Annotated in this window: 14 protein-coding genes; 12 read left to right on the forward strand and 2 right to left on the reverse strand. The window is 72.1% G+C overall.

Translation table 11 applies throughout. The features are described from left to right. Both GUI43_RS20185 and GUI43_RS20190 read left to right on the forward strand, forming a co-directional pair. Positions 1–2,690, forward strand: a 2,690-nt coding sequence (locus GUI43_RS20185) for a DEAD/DEAH box helicase (RefSeq protein ID WP_112699513.1), incomplete at its 5' end; no start/stop codon positions are given. After that, a complete protein-coding gene (locus GUI43_RS20190) occupies positions 2,687–3,589 on the forward strand; it encodes an SWIM zinc finger family protein (RefSeq protein ID WP_112601758.1) in 903 nt (300 codons plus the stop codon). The genes GUI43_RS20185 and GUI43_RS20190, both read left to right, overlap by 4 nt. A 46-nt stretch (positions 3,590–3,635) precedes the next feature. Here GUI43_RS20190 and GUI43_RS20195 read toward each other — a convergent pair whose 3' ends face one another. Then, entirely contained in the window at positions 3,636–3,893 is a 258-nt protein-coding gene (locus GUI43_RS20195; RefSeq protein WP_091409372.1) for a DUF3040 domain-containing protein, read from the reverse strand. Positions 3,894–4,324: 431 nt separating this feature from the next. Here GUI43_RS20195 and GUI43_RS20200 point away from each other — a divergent pair, with 431 nt between their 5' ends. From GUI43_RS20200 to GUI43_RS20220, 5 genes are read left to right on the forward strand one after another with little or no spacing between them, the layout of a single operon-like run. After that, positions 4,325–6,406 (forward strand): DUF1800 domain-containing protein, encoded by a 2,082-nt coding sequence (locus GUI43_RS20200; RefSeq protein ID WP_112582608.1) that lies wholly within the window; start codon positions 4,325–4,327, stop codon positions 6,404–6,406. An 8-nt stretch (positions 6,407–6,414) separates the two neighbouring features. After that, positions 6,415–7,797 (forward strand): DUF1501 domain-containing protein, encoded by a 1,383-nt coding sequence (locus GUI43_RS20205; protein ID WP_091409379.1) that lies wholly within the window; start codon positions 6,415–6,417, stop codon positions 7,795–7,797. Beyond that, positions 7,794–9,212 (forward strand): ferredoxin reductase family protein, encoded by a 1,419-nt coding sequence (locus tag GUI43_RS20210; protein ID WP_112699514.1) that lies wholly within the window; start codon positions 7,794–7,796, stop codon positions 9,210–9,212. Before GUI43_RS20205 ends, GUI43_RS20210 begins: the two co-directional genes overlap by 4 nt. 13 nt (positions 9,213–9,225) lie before the next feature. Next, positions 9,226–9,843, forward strand: coding sequence for an FMN-binding protein (locus tag GUI43_RS20215; protein WP_112699515.1), 618 nt, complete (start codon positions 9,226–9,228; stop codon positions 9,841–9,843). Positions 9,844–9,892: 49 nt separating this feature from the next. Beyond that, a complete protein-coding gene (locus tag GUI43_RS20220) occupies positions 9,893–10,615 on the forward strand; it encodes an FAD:protein FMN transferase (RefSeq protein WP_112699552.1) in 723 nt (240 codons plus the stop codon). Between the two features lie 263 nt (positions 10,616–10,878). On the opposite strand, the gene GUI43_RS20225 is transcribed toward GUI43_RS20220, so the two are convergent. Then, positions 10,879–11,550 (reverse strand): bifunctional DNA primase/polymerase, encoded by a 672-nt coding sequence (locus GUI43_RS20225; protein WP_091409390.1) that lies wholly within the window; start codon positions 11,548–11,550, stop codon positions 10,879–10,881. A gap of 248 nt (positions 11,551–11,798) precedes the next feature. On the opposite strand from GUI43_RS20225, the gene GUI43_RS20230 reads away from it, so the two are divergent. From GUI43_RS20230 to GUI43_RS20250, 5 genes are all read left to right on the forward strand, one after another. Next, complete coding sequence (locus GUI43_RS20230) at positions 11,799–13,028, forward strand: helix-turn-helix domain-containing protein (RefSeq protein ID WP_112582611.1); 1,230 nt, start codon at positions 11,799–11,801, stop codon at positions 13,026–13,028. 16 nt (positions 13,029–13,044) lie between these two features. Next, the gene (locus GUI43_RS20235; RefSeq protein WP_112582612.1) at positions 13,045–13,617 is read left to right on the forward strand and encodes a flavoprotein; all 573 of its coding nucleotides are present in this window, start codon (positions 13,045–13,047) and stop codon (positions 13,615–13,617) included. A gap of 118 nt (positions 13,618–13,735) precedes the next feature. Next, complete coding sequence (locus GUI43_RS20240; RefSeq protein ID WP_373861034.1) at positions 13,736–14,572, forward strand: Nif3-like dinuclear metal center hexameric protein; 837 nt, start codon at positions 13,736–13,738, stop codon at positions 14,570–14,572. Then, complete coding sequence (locus tag GUI43_RS20245) at positions 14,562–15,299, forward strand: zinc ribbon domain-containing protein (RefSeq protein ID WP_112582614.1); 738 nt, start codon at positions 14,562–14,564, stop codon at positions 15,297–15,299. Before GUI43_RS20240 ends, GUI43_RS20245 begins: the two co-directional genes overlap by 11 nt. Before the next feature lie 3 nt (positions 15,300–15,302). Continuing rightward, on the forward strand, positions 15,303–16,484 hold the full coding sequence (locus GUI43_RS20250; RefSeq protein WP_112699516.1) for a bifunctional RNase H/acid phosphatase: 1,182 nt from the start codon (positions 15,303–15,305) through the stop codon (positions 16,482–16,484). Positions 16,485–16,580: the final 96 nt, after the last annotated feature.

Genomic DNA, 16,580 nt, shown 5'->3' on the forward strand with positions numbered 1-16,580 from the left:
CGCGCTCGCTGGCGCTGGCCCTGCCACCGGCCGCCCGAGCCGCCGTCCTGCCGCCCGCCACCGCCGCGTTGCCGCCCACCGCCGCCGCTGGTCAGGGGCCCACCGGGAGCGCGGCCACCTCCGCCGCGACGGCCGTTGGTTCGGGCGGGCCTGAGCTGACCGCTGCCGCCCTGGTCGCGGATGCGCTGGATGCGTTGACCGATGCTGCCGCACGGGCTGCGCTGGCGACCACCACGCTGGCCCGGGGGCTGCGCCCCGGTGGTCCGGTGCCGGCCTGGCTGGCCGCGCTCGCCGGCCCGCAGCGGGACTTCACCATCGACCCGGCCGGGCTGGCCACCCTCTCCGCCGAACTGGACGCCTGGCAGCGCGACGCCGCCGGTGGCCCGGTGCGGGCCAGTTTCCGCCTGGTGGAACCAGCCCCCGACGAGGTCACCGAACCGATCCTGGCCACTCGGGCGGTGCCCGCCGACGGTGCGCCCGTGCCGGTGCCCGCCGACAGCGCGCCGGTGCCGGTCGGGTCGGTCGGTGCCGGACGCTGGCGGTTGGAGTTCGGGTTGCAGGCCGCTGACGAACCCGGCCTGCACGTCGACGCCGGGGACATCTGGCGAGCGCCGCAGACCCTCGGCGGCCTGGTTGGCCGGACGACCAGCCCGCAGGAGACGCTCCTCGCCGAGCTGGGCCGGGCCAGTCGGCTCTGGCCGGACCTGGACGCCGCGCTGCGCACCGCCGCCCCGGAGGCGATGGAACTCGATGTCGAGGGGGCGCACCGGTTTCTCAGTGCGGGCGCTCCGGTGCTGCACGCGGCCGGGTTCGGGGTGCTGCTGCCCTCCTGGTGGCAGCGTCCGTCGGCACGACTGGGCGCCCGGTTGCGGGCGCGCAGCCGCACCGCGCCGGGCACTGTGGGTGGCGCCGATGCCGGTGTCGGTCTGGACGCCCTGGTCGACTACCGCTGGGAGATCGCGCTCGGTGACCAGCCGCTGTCCGCCGAGGAGTTGGCGGCGTTGGCCGAGACGAAGACCCCGCTGGTCCGGCTCCGCGGCCGGTGGGTGGAGCTGGACCCGGGGCGGCTCGCGGCCGGGCTGCGCCTGCTCCGCTCCGCGGGCGAGTTGACCGTCGCCGACCTGCTCCGCCTCGGGCTGGCCGACGGAGAGGCCACCGGCGAGCTGCCGGTGCTGGAGGTGACCGCCGACGGGGCGTTGGGCGACCTGCTCGCCGGCGCGGTCGAGCGGCGGCTCACCCCACTGGACCCGCCACCGGGCTTCCGGGGGACGCTGCGGCCGTACCAGCAGCGGGGACTGGCGTGGCTTGCCTTCCTGCGCTCGCTGGGCCTGGGCGGTGTGCTCGCCGACGACATGGGGCTGGGCAAGACTGTGCAACTGCTCGCGCTGCTCGCCGGGGACCCACCGGAGGCCGGGCCGACCCTGCTGGTCTGTCCGATGTCGCTGGTCGGCAACTGGCAGCGGGAGGCGGCACGGTTCACCCCGGAGCTGCGGGTGCACGTACACCATGGTGCCGAGCGGGCGCGGGGCGCGGAGTTCACAGCGGCCGCGCACGGCGCGGACCTGGTCCTCACCACCTACTCGGTGGCCGCCCGCGACGCCGCCGACCTGGCCGGCATCGACTGGCACCGGGTGGTGGTGGACGAGGCGCAGGCGATCAAGAACGCGTCGACCCGGCAGGCCGAGGCGGTTCGCGCGCTGCCCGCCCGGCAGCGGGTGGCGGTGACCGGTACGCCGGTGGAGAACCGCCTCGCCGACCTCTGGTCGATCATGCAGTTCGCCAACCCGGGTCTGCTCGGGCCGGCCGCGACGTTCCGCAAACGGTTTGCCGAGCCGATCGAGCGGCACGGCGACGCCGAGGCCGCCGAGCGGCTCCGCCGGATCACCGGCCCGTTCGTGTTGCGCCGACTCAAGACCGACTCGTCGATCATCTCCGACCTTCCGGAGAAGTTGGAGATGGAGGTGCTCTGCAACCTCACGGCGGAGCAGGCCGCGCTGTACCGGGTGGTGGTCGACGACATGCTGGCCCGGATCGAGACCAGCGACGGCATCGAACGACGCGGCCTGGTGCTGGCCACCATGACCCGCCTCAAGCAGGTCTGCAACCACCCCGCCCAGCTGCTGCGCGACGGCTCACCGCTGGAGGGCCGCTCCGGCAAGCTGGCTCGGCTCACCGAGATCCTGGAGGAGGTGCTGGCGGCGGGGGAGCGGGCACTGCTCTTCACCCAGTACGCCGAGTTCGGTGCGATGTTGCGGGGTCACCTGTCGGCGCGGTTCGGCCGGGAGGTGCTGTTCCTGCACGGTGGCCTCGGCAAGGCCGAGCGGGACGCCCTGGTGCAGCGTTTCCAGTCGGCGGAGGGCCCGCCGCTGTTCGTCCTCTCCCTCAAGGCCGGCGGCACGGGGCTGACCCTGACCGCCGCGAACCACGTGGTGCATGTGGACCGGTGGTGGAACCCGGCGGTCGAGGACCAGGCCACCGACCGGGCGTTCCGGATCGGGCAGCGCCGGCGGGTGCAGGTGCGCAAGTTCGTGTGCGCCGGCACTGTCGAGGAGAAGGTGGCCGCGCTGATCGCCGACAAGCGCAGCCTCGCCGAGCGGGTGGTCGGCACCGGCGAGCAGTGGATCACCGAGTTGTCCACCGGCCAGTTGCGGGACCTGTTCGCCCTGGAAGCCGGCGCGGTGGTGGAGTGACGGACTTCGCCGACTACGGGCGCCCGCGTCGGGTCGACGGGGGTCTGCGGGCGCGCAGTGCCCGGGGCGCGATCGGCCGGTCCTGGTGGTCGCGGCGTTTCCTGGAGGTGCTGGAGTCGTTCGCGCTCGGCACCCGGTTGACCCGGGGCCGGTCCTACGCGCGGGCCGGTCAGGTGCTCACGCTCGACGTCACACCCGGGCGGGTCACCGCGGTGGTGCAGGGCTCCCGGCCGCAGCCGTACCAGGTGTCGATCGCGCTGAAGCCGTTCCCGGCGGCGCTCTGGTCCCGAATCGAGGACGAGCTGGCAGGGCAGGCGTTCTTCAGCGCCCGGCTGCTCGCCGGGGACCTCCCCGACGAGTTGGAGGAGCTGTTCGCCGCCGCCGGCGCGCCGCTCTTCCCGGCCGCCGTGAACGAGTTGACCCAGCGCTGCAACTGCCCCGACTTCGCGGTGCCGTGCAAGCACCTCGCGGCGACGTTCTACCTGCTGGCCGAGGCGTTCGACGCGGACCCGTTCGAGCTGCTGCACTGGCGTGGTCGGTCCCGCGCGGAGTTGCTCGACGAACTCCGCGCCCGGCGGGCCGTGGCCACCGGTGCCACAGCACCGCCCCCACCGGTCGACCCACCGTCCGGACCGGACGGTGTGCTGTCGACAGTGGAGTCCGTGGCACCGGTCGGTGCCGCCCGGGCGCTCGCCGGGCTGTCGGCGACGCCGCTGGCGGATACGGCGGACCGTTTCTGGTCAGCGCCGGTGCCGCTGCCGGATCGGCCGCCCCGACTGGTGACCGGCACCGACCTGCTGCTGCGCCAGCTCGGAGCGCCGGCCCCGGCCATCGGTGGGCCGGGACTGCTCGAACGGTTGCGCCGCGCGTACCGGGCGTTCGGTCCGGCTGACAGGTGAGCTGTCACGTCCACCGGTTGACCCGTCCCGTTGAGCGGTTGAGCAGTCACGTCCAGCGGCGGCGGAACCGCCACATGATCGCGGCATTGGCCACCAGCACCACCGCGCAGATCGCGCCGGTGAGTCGACCGGCGAACACGGCTATCGCCGGCAGCGACGCCCACAGCACTATGGTCAACAACATCAGGTAGCGGCCCCTGCGGGCTCGGGCCCGATGGTCCAGCCGGTTGAAGAAGGCCGGATCACTTTCCCGGAGCTGACGGGTGATCTGGTCGAATCTGCGCTGATCCTCTTTGCTGAGCATGGCGCTGCCTTCCCCTCACGCGTTCAGCGGTTCGGCGGCATACCCGCTGCGGTGGCGGCTCACGCTCGCCCGCTACTGCTACTTTTCCTCCACGCGAGCACGCCTCATGTCCGGCTTACCTGAACCTTAAGTTTGCCTTTGGTGGTGAACGACGCCGAAACTGTCGCGTACGGCGGCCTGGTCCGATCCGTGCTCGGCTGCCGCGCGTACGCCCTGCTGGGAAGGTCGGCGGGCAGACCCATCCGGCCACCCACCTCCGACGTCGCACTGAGCGCTGTCTTAAGTGCCCTCACGAGTGGGTTCCGGCCACCTTGAAGGGCCCTGGGGCCTTGGTTACCTTGCCGTAGCAACCCCCTCAGGCAACAGTCGCCGCACCTGCCGCACCTGCCCGGTAGCAGCTTCCGGCGCTCATCAGAAATCGGGATTGGTACATGGCCGACCAGAATGTGCCACCACGTCGACCGCGGGACGACCGCGGTTGGGACGGACATCAGCACCCCAACGCTGACGGCTACGGCGACCCCCACACGCCAGCGCCCTACGGCTACGACTCGCCCCACCCCTACCAGGGCGGCTACGCCGCGCAGGCCGACCCGCGTGAGCAGTACGCCGGGCAGCCCGCGCCCGCCCCGCGCGGTCCGCAGTGGGTTGGCCCGGAGGGCCTTGGCCGCCCGGCCCCGGCACGACCGGCCGGTACCGGACTGCCCACCCTCGACGATGACAACGAGCCGGGTCGCAAGGTCGGCCGACGTAAGGCGATGGTGGCCCTCGGCGGCACCGCCGCCGTCGTCGCCGGTGGCGCGGCGCTCGCCATGACCCCGCAGATCCGTGGCCTCTTCGGCGACGAAGCGGCGGCCGGCGACGCGACCGGCAGCACGGTGACCGACGGCACCGCGGCGCGGCCCAGCGGCCAGCAGCCCAGCACCGTGCGTACCTACACCGAGCAGAACGAAAGCTACATGGGCTCCCGGGCCGGTGAGGCGCTGAAGAAGAACGCGCCGGCCGGTGGGCGGACCTTCTCCGGCCCGGCAGCGGCCGCGGCGGCGACCAAGGTGACAGTGAAGACGGTGCTGGCCAAGGACCCGATCCTGCACCTGGCCCGGCGCGCCACCTTCGGCGCGACGCCCGCAGTGATCGCCGACATCAAGCGCGAGGGCATGGACGCCTGGATCCGCGCCCAGCTGGACCCGGGAAAGTTGGAGCCGAGCAAGGGCGAGCTGAAGCTCGCCGAACTGCCGACCCAGAAGCTCTCCGTGCAGCAGCTGCGTGACCAGCGGGACAAGCTCAACGAGCAGGACGCCCACCCGGAGCGGGAGATGGTCGACGCCACCATCGCCCGACAGATCTGGTCCAAGCGCCAGTTGTTCGAGGTGATGGTCGACTTCTGGAACGACTTCCTGCACGTCGCCGCGGACTTCGACGGCGGCGAGGTGTACCGCAACTCGTTCGACCAGGACGTCGTGCGTAAGCACGCGCTGGGCAGCTACCCGGAGATGCTGGTCGCGGCGAACAAGCACCCGGCGTTGCTGATCTACCTGAACCAGAAGGACTCCCGCAAGGACGCGATCAACGAGAACCTCGCCCGGGAGAACCTCGAGCTCTACTCGGTCGGCGTCGACGGCGGCTACAAGGAGCCCGACGTCCGGCAGGCAGCCATGTTGCAGACCGGCCGCGGTGTGGACGACAAGGGCAAGTACGTCTTCCGCCCCGAGCAGCACTACGTCGGCAAGGTGAAGATCCTCGGCTTCACCCATCCGAACAACTCGGCCGACCCGAAGAAGGCCGAAGCGGCGATCGACGCGTACATCACCTACATCGCGACGCACCCGTCGACGGCGAAGTACGTGGCGCAGAGCCTGGCCACCCGGTTCGTCTCGGACACCCCGCCGAAGTCCCTGGTGGACCGGCTGGCCAAGACGTACACCACGAACAAGGGCATGATCAAGCCGGTCCTGATGACGCTGTTCTGCTCCTCCGAGTTCTGGGCCGGTGTGGGCCAGAAGGTGCGCCGGCCGATGGAGTACCTGGTCGCCACGTACCGCACCCTGGGTGTCTCGCCGGAGGCGTCGCCGAAGCACAACAACGGCGACAGCAAGCGCACCGCGTACGCCCGGGGGCTGCGCCAGATCCACGACAAGATGCGCGAGCTGGGTCAGTCCCCGATGGGTCATCCGACCCCGGACGGCTACCCGGACGTCTACGTCGCCTGGACCTCGGCCGGCACCATGGTCAACGGCTGGAACGAGGCGGGCGAGATCCTCGCCGGCTACCGCACCACCTTCACGTACACGGCGCCGGAGAAGCTGGTCGCCAAGCCACCGGCGACGGCCGGGGCGTACGTGGACGCGCTCTCCCTGCGGCTGGTCGGCCAGAAGTTGAGCACGCGGGAGAAGAACCTCATCCTCGGCGTGGCCGGTGTGGCGGCGACCACCAAGGTCGACGCCACGTTCAACGGGGCCATCACCGCCGTCGCGCGGGCGATCCTCGCTTCCCCCCAGCACCACCTCCGGTGAGGCACCCGATGGAGAAGACTGTGTACAACTCTTTCCCCCTGCACCCCGAATGCCCCGACGTGCGACGGCTGGCCGACAACCCGGCCGAGGCGTTGCTGCGCGCCGAGGCGGACATCGTCGCCGCCGAGAACGCCGCCGAGTTCGACAGGTACCGCACCCTGGAGAACCTGGAGGAGGCCCAGCAGGACGGTCGCGGCGTGACCCGGCGGACCTTCGTCGCCGGTGCCGCCGCCACCGCCACCGCGCTGGCCACCGCCCAGTTCGTCACCACCTCGGCGTCGTTCGCGGCGACCAAGACCGGCACCCTGATCCACGTCTTCCTCTACGGCGGTCTGGACGGCCTGAGCCTGATCGCGCCGGACAACGACGCGGTGCTCAACAAGGCCCGGCCCGACCTGCTGCTCGGCAACGACTCGCTGGCTCTGGGCCGCGGCTTCAAGCTGACCGGCGCGTTCAAGCCGTTGGAGAAGTGGCTCACTGCCGGTCAGCTGGGCTTCATCCCGGCGGTCTCCGACGAGCGGCTGTCCCGCAGCCACTTCCAGGCCGCCGACGCCTGCAACCTGGGCGGGCTGCCCAACGAGACCGGCGGCCGGGGTTGGCTCGACGGTCTGGTCGACAACCTGGGCAAGGGCACCGCGTTCCGCAGCGTCGGCATCGGCAGCACGCTGCCCCGTTCGCTGGTCGGCAACAACGGCGCGCTCTCGCTGAACAACGTCGGCTCCCTGCGGCTCAACGGTGACGAGCGGTTCCGGGCCGCCACCGAGAAGGCCATCAAGGGGCTCTTCACCGGGATCAACCACCCGGTCGAGGAGGCCGTGCAGGAGGGCATGGGCGCGCTGGCCACCGCCCAGAAGCTCGCCGCCAAGCCGTACCAGCCCGCCGAGGGCGTCAAGTACGAGGGCGTCGGGAACGCGTTCCAGCAACTCGCCCAGCTGATCAAGGGTGGTGCCAACGTTCGGGTCGCCACTGTCGGCATGGGTGGCTACGACACCCACGAGAACCAGGGCACCCGCGAGGGCGGCCAGCTGTACCGCCGCCTGAACGAGCTGGCCAGCGCGATGGCCGCCTTCTTCACCGACCTCGGCCCGAAGGCCGCCGACGTGACGATCATGGTGTCCAGCGAGTTCGGCCGTCGGGTCGGCTCCAACAACAACGGCACCGACCACGGGCACGGCGGCGTGGTCACCCTGCTGTCCGGCAAGAAGCTGGCCGGTTCGCTGCTGGGCACCTGGAACGGTCTGGACAAGCTGGACTCCGGTGACGTGCCGGAGTACAACAACATGTTCAACGTCTACGGCGCGGTGGCGCAGGGCCGGTTCGGGCTCACCAACGCGGAGGTCGACAAGGTCTTCCCCCGCCAGAAGTACGCCCCGATGAAGCTGTACGCGTGACGCATTCGCACACCCACGCCGCCGGCCGTCGTACCGGGACCTCGTCCCGGCACGGCGGCCGGTCGGCGGTACCCGTACCCCCGCAGATCCCGGACCGGCGTGGGCCCGGCGGCCGACGGCTGCTCGGCGTGCTGCTCCTGGTCGGCCTGCTCGCCAGCGTGCTGCCCTGGTGGCTGGGCACCCCCGCCGGATCGCTGCGGACCACCGCGGCAACCGTCACCTCGGCCGGCCGGATCACCGGCCTGGTCGCCGGCTATCTGCTGCTGGTGCAGGTGCTGATGATGAGCCGACTGCCGGTGCTGGAACGGTGGATCGGCGGCGAGCACATGGCCCGCTGGCACCGGGACGTCGGCGCCACCCTGCTGGTGACCGTGCTGGCGCACATGTCGCTGATCCTGGTCGGCTACGCCGACCTGCGTAAGCAGTCGATCCTCGCCGAGGTCGGCACGTTGCTCGGCGACTACGAGGACATGGTCTCGGCGTTCGTCGCGGCCGGCATCATGATGCTCGTCGGGTTCAGCAGCATCCGGGCGATCCGGCGGGCGTTGCCCTACGAGATGTGGCACCTGCTGCACCTGTCCAGCTACCTGGTCCTGCTGCTCGGCTTCGGCCACCAGTTCACCCACGGCGCGCAGCTCTACCGGCCCGGCCCGGTGCGCACCGGCTGGATCGCGCTCTACCTGCTGGTGATCGCCGCCCTGCTCTGGGGCCGCGTGATCGCCCCGCTGGCGTTCAACCTGCGCTACAAGCTGCGGGTCGCCGACGTGGTCGCCGAGAGCACCGACACCATCTCCATCTACCTCACCGGGGAGCGGCTCGGCCGGCTGGCGATGCTCGGCGGCCAACACTTCCGCTGGCGGTTCCTCACCCGGGGTTGCTGGTGGCAGTCGCACCCGTTCTCCGTCTCCGCCGCCGCCAACGGCCGCTGGCTGCGGGTCACCGTCAAGGTGGTCGGCACCCACACCGCCGACCTGCGCGACCTGGAACCGGGCACCCGGGTCTGGGCCGAAGGCCCGTCGGGCACCTTCACCGCCGCGCACCGGCTCGGCGAGCGGGCGCTGCTGATCGCCGGCGGCAGCGGCATCACGCCGATCCGGGCCATGCTGGAGGAGTTGCCGCCGGGCGCCGCGCTGATCTACCGGGCCCGCACACCGGCCGACGTGCTGCTCAGCCGCGAGTTGGACTGGCTGGCCCAGGAACGCGACACCTCCGTCTGGTACGTCATCGGCTCCCGCGACGACCCGGGCCCACGCCAGCTGATGAGCCCGGACGGGCTGCGGCAACTGGTGCCCGACGTGGCCCGGCGCGACGTCTACCTGTGCGGGCCGCCCGGTCTGGTGGAACAGTCGGTGCGTGCGCTGCGGCGGGCCGGCGTGCCCCGACGGCAGATCCACCTGGCCACGTTCGAGCTGTAGGAAGGGCATCCCCATGCGTCGCGCGCTCCTCGCGATCACCGGCCTGGCCGCCAGCACCACAGCGCTTGTGGTGTTCAAGGGCTCGCCGGGCACCAGTCAGGTCGCCCAGAACCTGCCGACCGCGCAGCCGGTCAACCCCTCCGGGCCGGGCACCGACGCCGGCGCCGCCGCGGGTGCGCCGGGCACCGACCCGGCCGGCGGCACGCCGACGTCATCGGGAAGCGCCAAACCGTCGACGTCGCCCAAGCCCGGCAAGACCACCGCGCGCCCGTCGGGCACCAAGACGACGAAGGCCCCCAGCGCTCCGCGGACCACCACCAAGGCACCCCAGTCGACCACCCGCCGGGTCACCGGCAACGGCTTCGACGCGATTGACGACAGCCAGAAGTACGGGTTCGTGCAGGTGCAGATCGTCGTCTCCGGCAACCGGATCGTCGACGCCGTCGCGCTGTCGCTGCCCAGCGGAGGTGAGTCCGACATCCACAGCGGTGACGTTCGTACCGCCTACGACGGCAGCGGTGCGGAGGTGGTGCAGAAACAGAGCGCCAACCTCAACACCGTCTCCGGTGCCACAGCCACCAGCGACGCCTACAAGAATTCCCTGCGGTCCGCCATCGAGAAGGCATTCTGACGTGCGGGCCACGCTGACCCGACCCGGGCTGTGCCGGGTCGAACAGATCATGGGTACGACGATCACCCTGGACCTCGCCGACGATCTGCCACCGGCGACAGTGCGCGAGTTGGCGGACGAGGTCTTCGCCTGGATGCACGAGGTGGACGCGCGGTTCAGCACCTACAAGCCGGACAGCGAGGTGTGCCGCTTTGACAGGGGTGAGGTGCTGCTCTCCGAGGCGTCCGCGGACCTGCGGTACGTGCTGGAGACCTGCGCCGACCTGTGGGGCGCCACCGACGGGTTCTTCGACGCGTACGCCACCGGTCGGCTCGACCCGTCCGGCTTCGTCAAGGGCTGGGCCGCTCAGGTCGCCTCGGACCGCCTCGTCGCCGCCGGTGCCGTCAACCACTGCGTGAACGCCGGCGGCGACGTACGGGTGCGGGGCCTGTCGCCGTCCGGGGAGCCGTGGCGCATCGGCATCCGGCACCCGTGGGACGCGATGGCGGCCTGCCTGGTGCTCAGCGGGACCGACCTGGCCGTGGCCACGTCCGGCGTCTACGAGCGGGGCCGGCACGTGCTGGACCCGCGCCGGGGGGCACCGGCCAGTGGGCTGCGCTCGGTGACTGTGGTCGGCACCGACCTCGGGTTGGCCGACGCGTACGCCACCGCCGCCCTCGCCATGGGCACCCCAGGCCTCAACTGGCTGGCTCGCCTGGACGACCACACCCACGCGGCGATAACCGACAACGCCCGTCAGTACCACTCCGTCGACCTCCCCCTGACCGACTAGCGGAGGGGGCGGTGGGTGCCGGCTGGACGGGAGCCGGTGGGGCGTGGGCGGCCGGGGCGGGACCCGGACGGTCGGGTGCCGGCCCAGCGGCGCCCCGGGTGGCTGCGCCGGGGCGGCTCGGTGCCGCCGGGGTGAGGCGCTCTGTCGTTGGTGGACATCGTTCCCCCGTTCGTGGCGCGCGTTCGCACCGTCCCCCTGTCAACGAGGACCGACGCCTCGGCGACGCTGTCGGGCACCAGATCGAATCGCCGACCGGGCCGGTTTCACATGCCTCGTCGGGGCAGCGGCAGGTGACCGGGGAGCAGGTCGGGGGCGAGCGTCACCCCGGCGGCGCGCAGCGCCCCGATCAACGTGTTCTGCACGAGGTACGAATCCGGAAGCTGCCAGCGCGCCTGCTCCGGGGCGACCGCCCAGCGGACCGTGCCCTCCGGCAGCCGGGTGGGTGGCGCGGGGATCCACGAGCCAGGCCCGTGCCGGACCACGTGGAAGCAATGCTCCAACTCCGGCCGCAGCGGGTCGCCGGGGCGGACCAGGAACATCCACCGTCCGGTGGGCGTGACCAGCACCGGTCCGCGTACGCCGGTGCCGGCTGGGTGGATCTGGACCGCGTCGAGCACGTGTCGGCCCAGGTGGGCGGGCACCTCCAGCACGTCGAAGGCCCGGCCGGTGGGCAGCAGCACCCCGTGCGGTCGGCTCCGCCACCAGGTCGCCACCCGGGCCGGGTCGGCGCTGGCGGCCAGCTCCCAGTTCTCCAGGGCGGGGTGACAGCCCACAGTGGGACAGCCGGCCCGGCCGCAGACGAAGCGGCTGCGGGCCAGACAGGCACCCGGTGTGACCTCCCAACCATGTACGGCGTACCGGATGGCGACCCGGCGCAGCCGGACCCGCTCCAGCGGCGACAGTTCGGCAACGCGCGGTACGACATTCCCCCACATGTGTGCCAACTCCTCTCGTCGGGCCCGGCGTTCGCCAGGTCGCATGTCGAGCACCGTCACTGCCGTAACCCACGATCGTTGAGGTTGACGAACGGCTCGTGCAACTTGCACGAAAAGTACGAGGACTGGCTGTACGGCTGACGTACATCCTGTGCGACCAGGCAAAACCTGAAAGTGAACGGCAGTCGCCGCACCCGCGGACATCGCCCCGACTCAATTGGTCGTCGGTGGCAGGGGAGGATGGGGAGATGGACGAGCTACCCATAGGACGGCGAGTTGCCTACTGGCGGGGGCGACGCAAGATGTCGCAGCAGGTCTTCGCGGACCGGCTGGGCAAGTCCAAGAGCTGGGTGGACAAGGTCGAACGCGGCGTCCGACGGTTGGACAAGTTCTCCGTCCTCTACGAGATCGCCGACATCCTCCAGATGGACGTCCAGCTGCTGATGGGCAAGGACCCGGAGCGGCGCGCCGACGCCCTCAACTGCATCGACCAGGTCGAGGTGCAGGAGATCCGGGCGGCGCTGGAACGCTACGACTCGATGAGCGCGTACTTCGACGCGGCGCCGTACCCGCCGCCGATGGACGACATGCGCAAGGCCGTCAACCACGCCTGGCTCACCTACCAGTACGGCCGCTACGGGATGCTCACCCGGGCGCTGCCCAAGCTGCTGCGCGACGCCCAGGCGGCCGACGCCGCCTACGGCGGTGGGCAGGCTGCCGAGGCGGCCCATCTGCTCGGCCAGGTCTACCAGATCGCCTCCTCGGTGCTGCGCAAGCTCGGCGAGTGCGAGCTCGCCTGGTTGGCCGCCGACAGGTCGATGGCGGTGGCCCAGCGGGCCGACGACCCGCTGCTCGCCGGGATCGCGACCACCCGGGTGTGCAACGCCCTGGTCGCGATGGGGCGGGCCCGGCCCGCGCTGGAGCTGAACGTCCAGATCGCCAACCGGCTGGCACCGGGTGGGAGCAACGAGGTCTCGCCGGCCCGCCTCTCCGTCTACGGGATGCTGCTGCTCCAGGGGGCGATGGCCGCGTCCCGCATCGGTGACTCGGCCAGCGTCGACGACCTGATCAACTGCGCGCAGGAGGCCGCCACCCTGCTCGGCGGCGACCACAACCACTACTGGACGTCGTTCGGCCCGACCAACGTCGAGCTGCACCGGGCCGCCGCCGCTGTGGAGCTGGGCGACGGAGGGCGGGCCGTGGAGGTGCACCAGCTGCGCATCGCGGAGCCCGCCTTCAACGCGCTGCTGCCCGAGCGCCGCGCCCACCACCTGCTCGACATCGCCCGCGGGTACGCCCAGATAGGTGACGTGGCGAACGCCGGCGAGATGCTGCTGCTCGGTGATCGGCTCGCCCCGTCGGAGATCCGCTGCCGGCCGATCGCGCACGAGGTGATGTCCGACATCCTCCGTCGCACACGTGGTGCGCCGCCTTCTCCGGTAGCGGAGTTGGCTGAGCACATGGGAGTAGGGGTATGAGCGCGGAGCCGGTCTGATGGCCGGTGCAGCGCACAACAGCGGGCACCGCGAGGTGCTCTACGTCATCGCCTGCGGTTCGCCGCTGGCCCGGCACGTCGGTCGTCTGGTCGACCTCGCCCAACAGGACGGTTGGGACGTCTGCGTGGTCACCACGCCGGACGGCGCGAAGTTCGTCGACCAGTCGGCCCTGATTCGGCAGACCGGCCACCCGGTGCGGACGCACTACAAGAACCCCGGTGACCCGGACGTGCTGCCGCCCGCCGACGCCATGATCGTCTGCCCGGCCACCGTCAACACGGTCAACAAGTGGGCCGCCGGGATCACCGACACCCTGGCGCTCGGGCTTCTGGTCGAGGCCCAGGGCAAGGGCGTCCCCATCGTGGCGGTGCCGTACACCAACGCGGCGATGGCCTGCCACCCGGCGTTTCGTGCCGGGGTGGCCCGGTTGGCCGAGTGGGGTGTCACTGTGCTCTTCGGCGACGATGTGATCGCTCTGCACCCGCCCGGGACGGGGGAACAGCACCTGCACGCCTTCCCCTGGGCGATGCCGCTGGCAGCATTGCAGACCGTCTCCTGGACCGCCGCCTAGCGCGTCCGGCAGATCTTCCACCCGACGCGGCCGGGCCGGGTGTCACCGCCCGGCCGCCCCGACGCCGGTAAGCTGGCCCGCCGTGAGCACAAGCGGATCCGCCCCCACAGTCAGCGACGTGGTGGCCGCACTGGAACGGCGCTTTCCGCCGGTCTGGGCGGAGGAGTGGGACCGGGTGGGCCTGGTGCTCGGTGAGCCGGCCGCCCCGGTCCGCCGGGTGCTCTGCGTGGTCGACGTGGTGCCCGAGACGGTCGACGAAGCCCTCGCCGCCAACGCGGACATGATCGTCGCGCATCACCCGCTGCTGCTGCGCGGGGTGTCGTCGGTCGCCGCGACGACCTTCAAGGGGCGGATCATCCACCAGTTGATCCGGGCCGGGGTGGCGCTCTACGCGGCGCACACCAACGCCGACGTGGCCTCCCCGGGCGTCTCCGACGCCCTCGCCGCCCGCTTCGGGCTCACCGGTCTGCGCCCACTTCAACGACCCGCGCCCGGCTCGCCCGCCCACGGCGACGACAGGGGGTTCGGCCGGATCGGCGAACTGCCCCAGCCGATGACCCTCGCCGAGCTGACCCGGCACGCGGCAGCGGTGCTCCCCGTCACGTCCTGGGGAGTTCGCGCGGCGGGGGATCCCGGGCGTATGGTTCGTACCCTCGCCGTCAGCGGCGGGTCGGGGGACAGCTTCCTCGGCGCCGCGACCGCCGCCGGGGTGGACGCGTTCCTCACCGCCGACCTGCGGCACCACCCGGCCGGCGAGCACCTCGCCGCCGATGGTCCCGCCCTGATCGACGCCGCCCACTGGGCGACCGAACGACCGTGGCTGGACGACCTGGCCGCCTTCCTCCGGGAGGCGGCGGACGTCGAGACGCTGGTGTCCGACCTGGACACCGACCCGTGGACCGTGCACGCCGCCGCACCCGCTGTGGACGACAAGGAGCCCGACCGTGAAGGCTGACCCTCAGGTGCAGCGCCGCCTGCTCGACCTCCAGGCGATCGACACCAACCTCGCCCAGCTCGCCCACCGCCGACGGTCGCTGCCCGAGCGGGCCGAGCTGGAGTCGCTGGCCCGGGAGCTGTCGTCGATGGAGGACGAGCGGGTCCGCGCGCAGGTGGCGGTGGACGACCTGGACCGGGACATCGCCCGGTTGGAGAAGGACGTCGAGCAGGTCCGGGCCCGCAAGGAGAAGGACGAGAACCGGCTTGCCGCCGGCACCGGCCCGGCCCGCGAGCTGGAGGCGCTCCAGCACGAGCTGGTCTCGCTCAAGCGCCGCCAGGGCGACCTGGAGGACGCCGAGCTGGAGCTGATGGAGCAGCGGGAGACCGCGCAGGGCGTACTGGACGGCGTGGAGCAGCGGCTGGCCGAGACCCGGGACAAGCGGGCCGCGACCGAACAGCGCCGCGACGAAGCGCTGGCCGAGATCGCCAAGGAGGAGGAGTTCAAGCGGGGCGCCCGTCAGCCGCTCGCCGCCGACCTCCCCAGCGATCTGGTCAACCTGTACGACAAGATCCGCGAGGACACCGGGTTGGGTGCCGCGCTGCTCACCGGGGGCCGCTGCGGCGGGTGCCGCCTGGACCTGTCCGGCGCCGACCTGGCCCGGATCCGCAAGGCCGCCCCCGACGACGTGGTCCGCTGCGAGGACTGCCGACGGATCATGGTCCGCACCAACGAGTCGGGCCTGTAGGTCGTGGCGCCGCGCGTGGTCTCCATGGAGGCCGACGGTGGGTCCCGGGGCAACCCCGGCCCCGCCGGCTACGGCGCGGTGGTCCGCGACCCGGAGACCGGCGAGGTGCTCGCCGAGCGCTCCGAGTCGCTCGGCACGGCCACCAACAACGTCGCGGAGTACCAGGGCCTGATCGCCGGGTTGACCGCCGCCGCCGAGCTGGGCGCCGCCGAGGTGGACGTCCGGATGGACTCCAAGCTGGTGGTCGAGCAGATGTGCGGCCGGTGGCAGATCAAGCACCCCGGCCTGCGGCCCCTCGCCGCCCAGGCCGCCGCGCTGGTGGGCCGGTTCAGCGCGGTCCGGTTCAGCTGGATTCCGCGCGAGCAGAACCGGCACGCCGACGCCCTCGCCAACGCCGCCATGGACGCCGCCGCGGGTCGTCCGTCGGCGACCGCGGCCCCCGCCCGTCCTGCGACGACTGCGGCCGCCGGCCAGCCCTCGACGACGCCCGCCGCCCCGATCATCGGCAGCGACCCGGCGACCGCGCCGGCCTCCTGGGAGCCACGGCCGACCTTCACCGCCACCCGGCTCATCCTGGTCCGGCACGGCGAGACCCCGTACACCGAGCAGCGGCGCTACTCCGGGCGCGGCGACGTGCCGCTCTCCGAGCGTGGCCGGGCCCAGGCCCGCGCCACCGGCACCCGGGTGGCCGAGCTGGCCCCGTCCGTCGCGGCCGTGCTCAGCTCACCGTTGTCCCGGTGTACGGCCACCGCGGCGTCGATCGCCGAGGCGCTCGGCGGTGACGTGCCGGTCCGCACCGAGGACGACCTGATCGAGTGCGACTTCGGCCAGTGGGAGGGGCGCACCTTCGCAGAGGTACGCCAGCAGTGGCCGGGGGAGATGGACGCCTGGCTCGCCTCACCCCGGATCGCGCCGCCGGACGGGGAGTCGTTCACCCAGGTCGCCGAACGCGCGCACCGCGTCATCTCGGGGCTGCTCACCGCGTACCCCGGTGAGACAGTGGTGGTCGTCTCGCACGTCTCGCCGATCAAGCTGATGCTGCGCGACGCCCTCGCGGCCGGCGACGGTTTCCTGCACCGGCTCTTCCTGGACGCGGCCGGCATCTCGGTGCTCGACATGTGGCCCGACGGCGGCGTGGCAGTGCGCACTGTCAACGACACCGCCCACCTCGCCAGCCTCGACTGAGCCGCCGCACCCTTCGTTGGTAGGGCCGGTCGGCCGCGCCGTTCGGCGCAGCCGGCCGGCCGTTCGGCGCAGCACCCTCCGGGCGGGTCAGGTGAC

Source organism: Micromonospora noduli (assembly GCF_003264365.1).
GTDB classification, from domain to species: Bacteria; Actinomycetota; Actinomycetes; order Mycobacteriales; family Micromonosporaceae; genus Micromonospora; species Micromonospora noduli.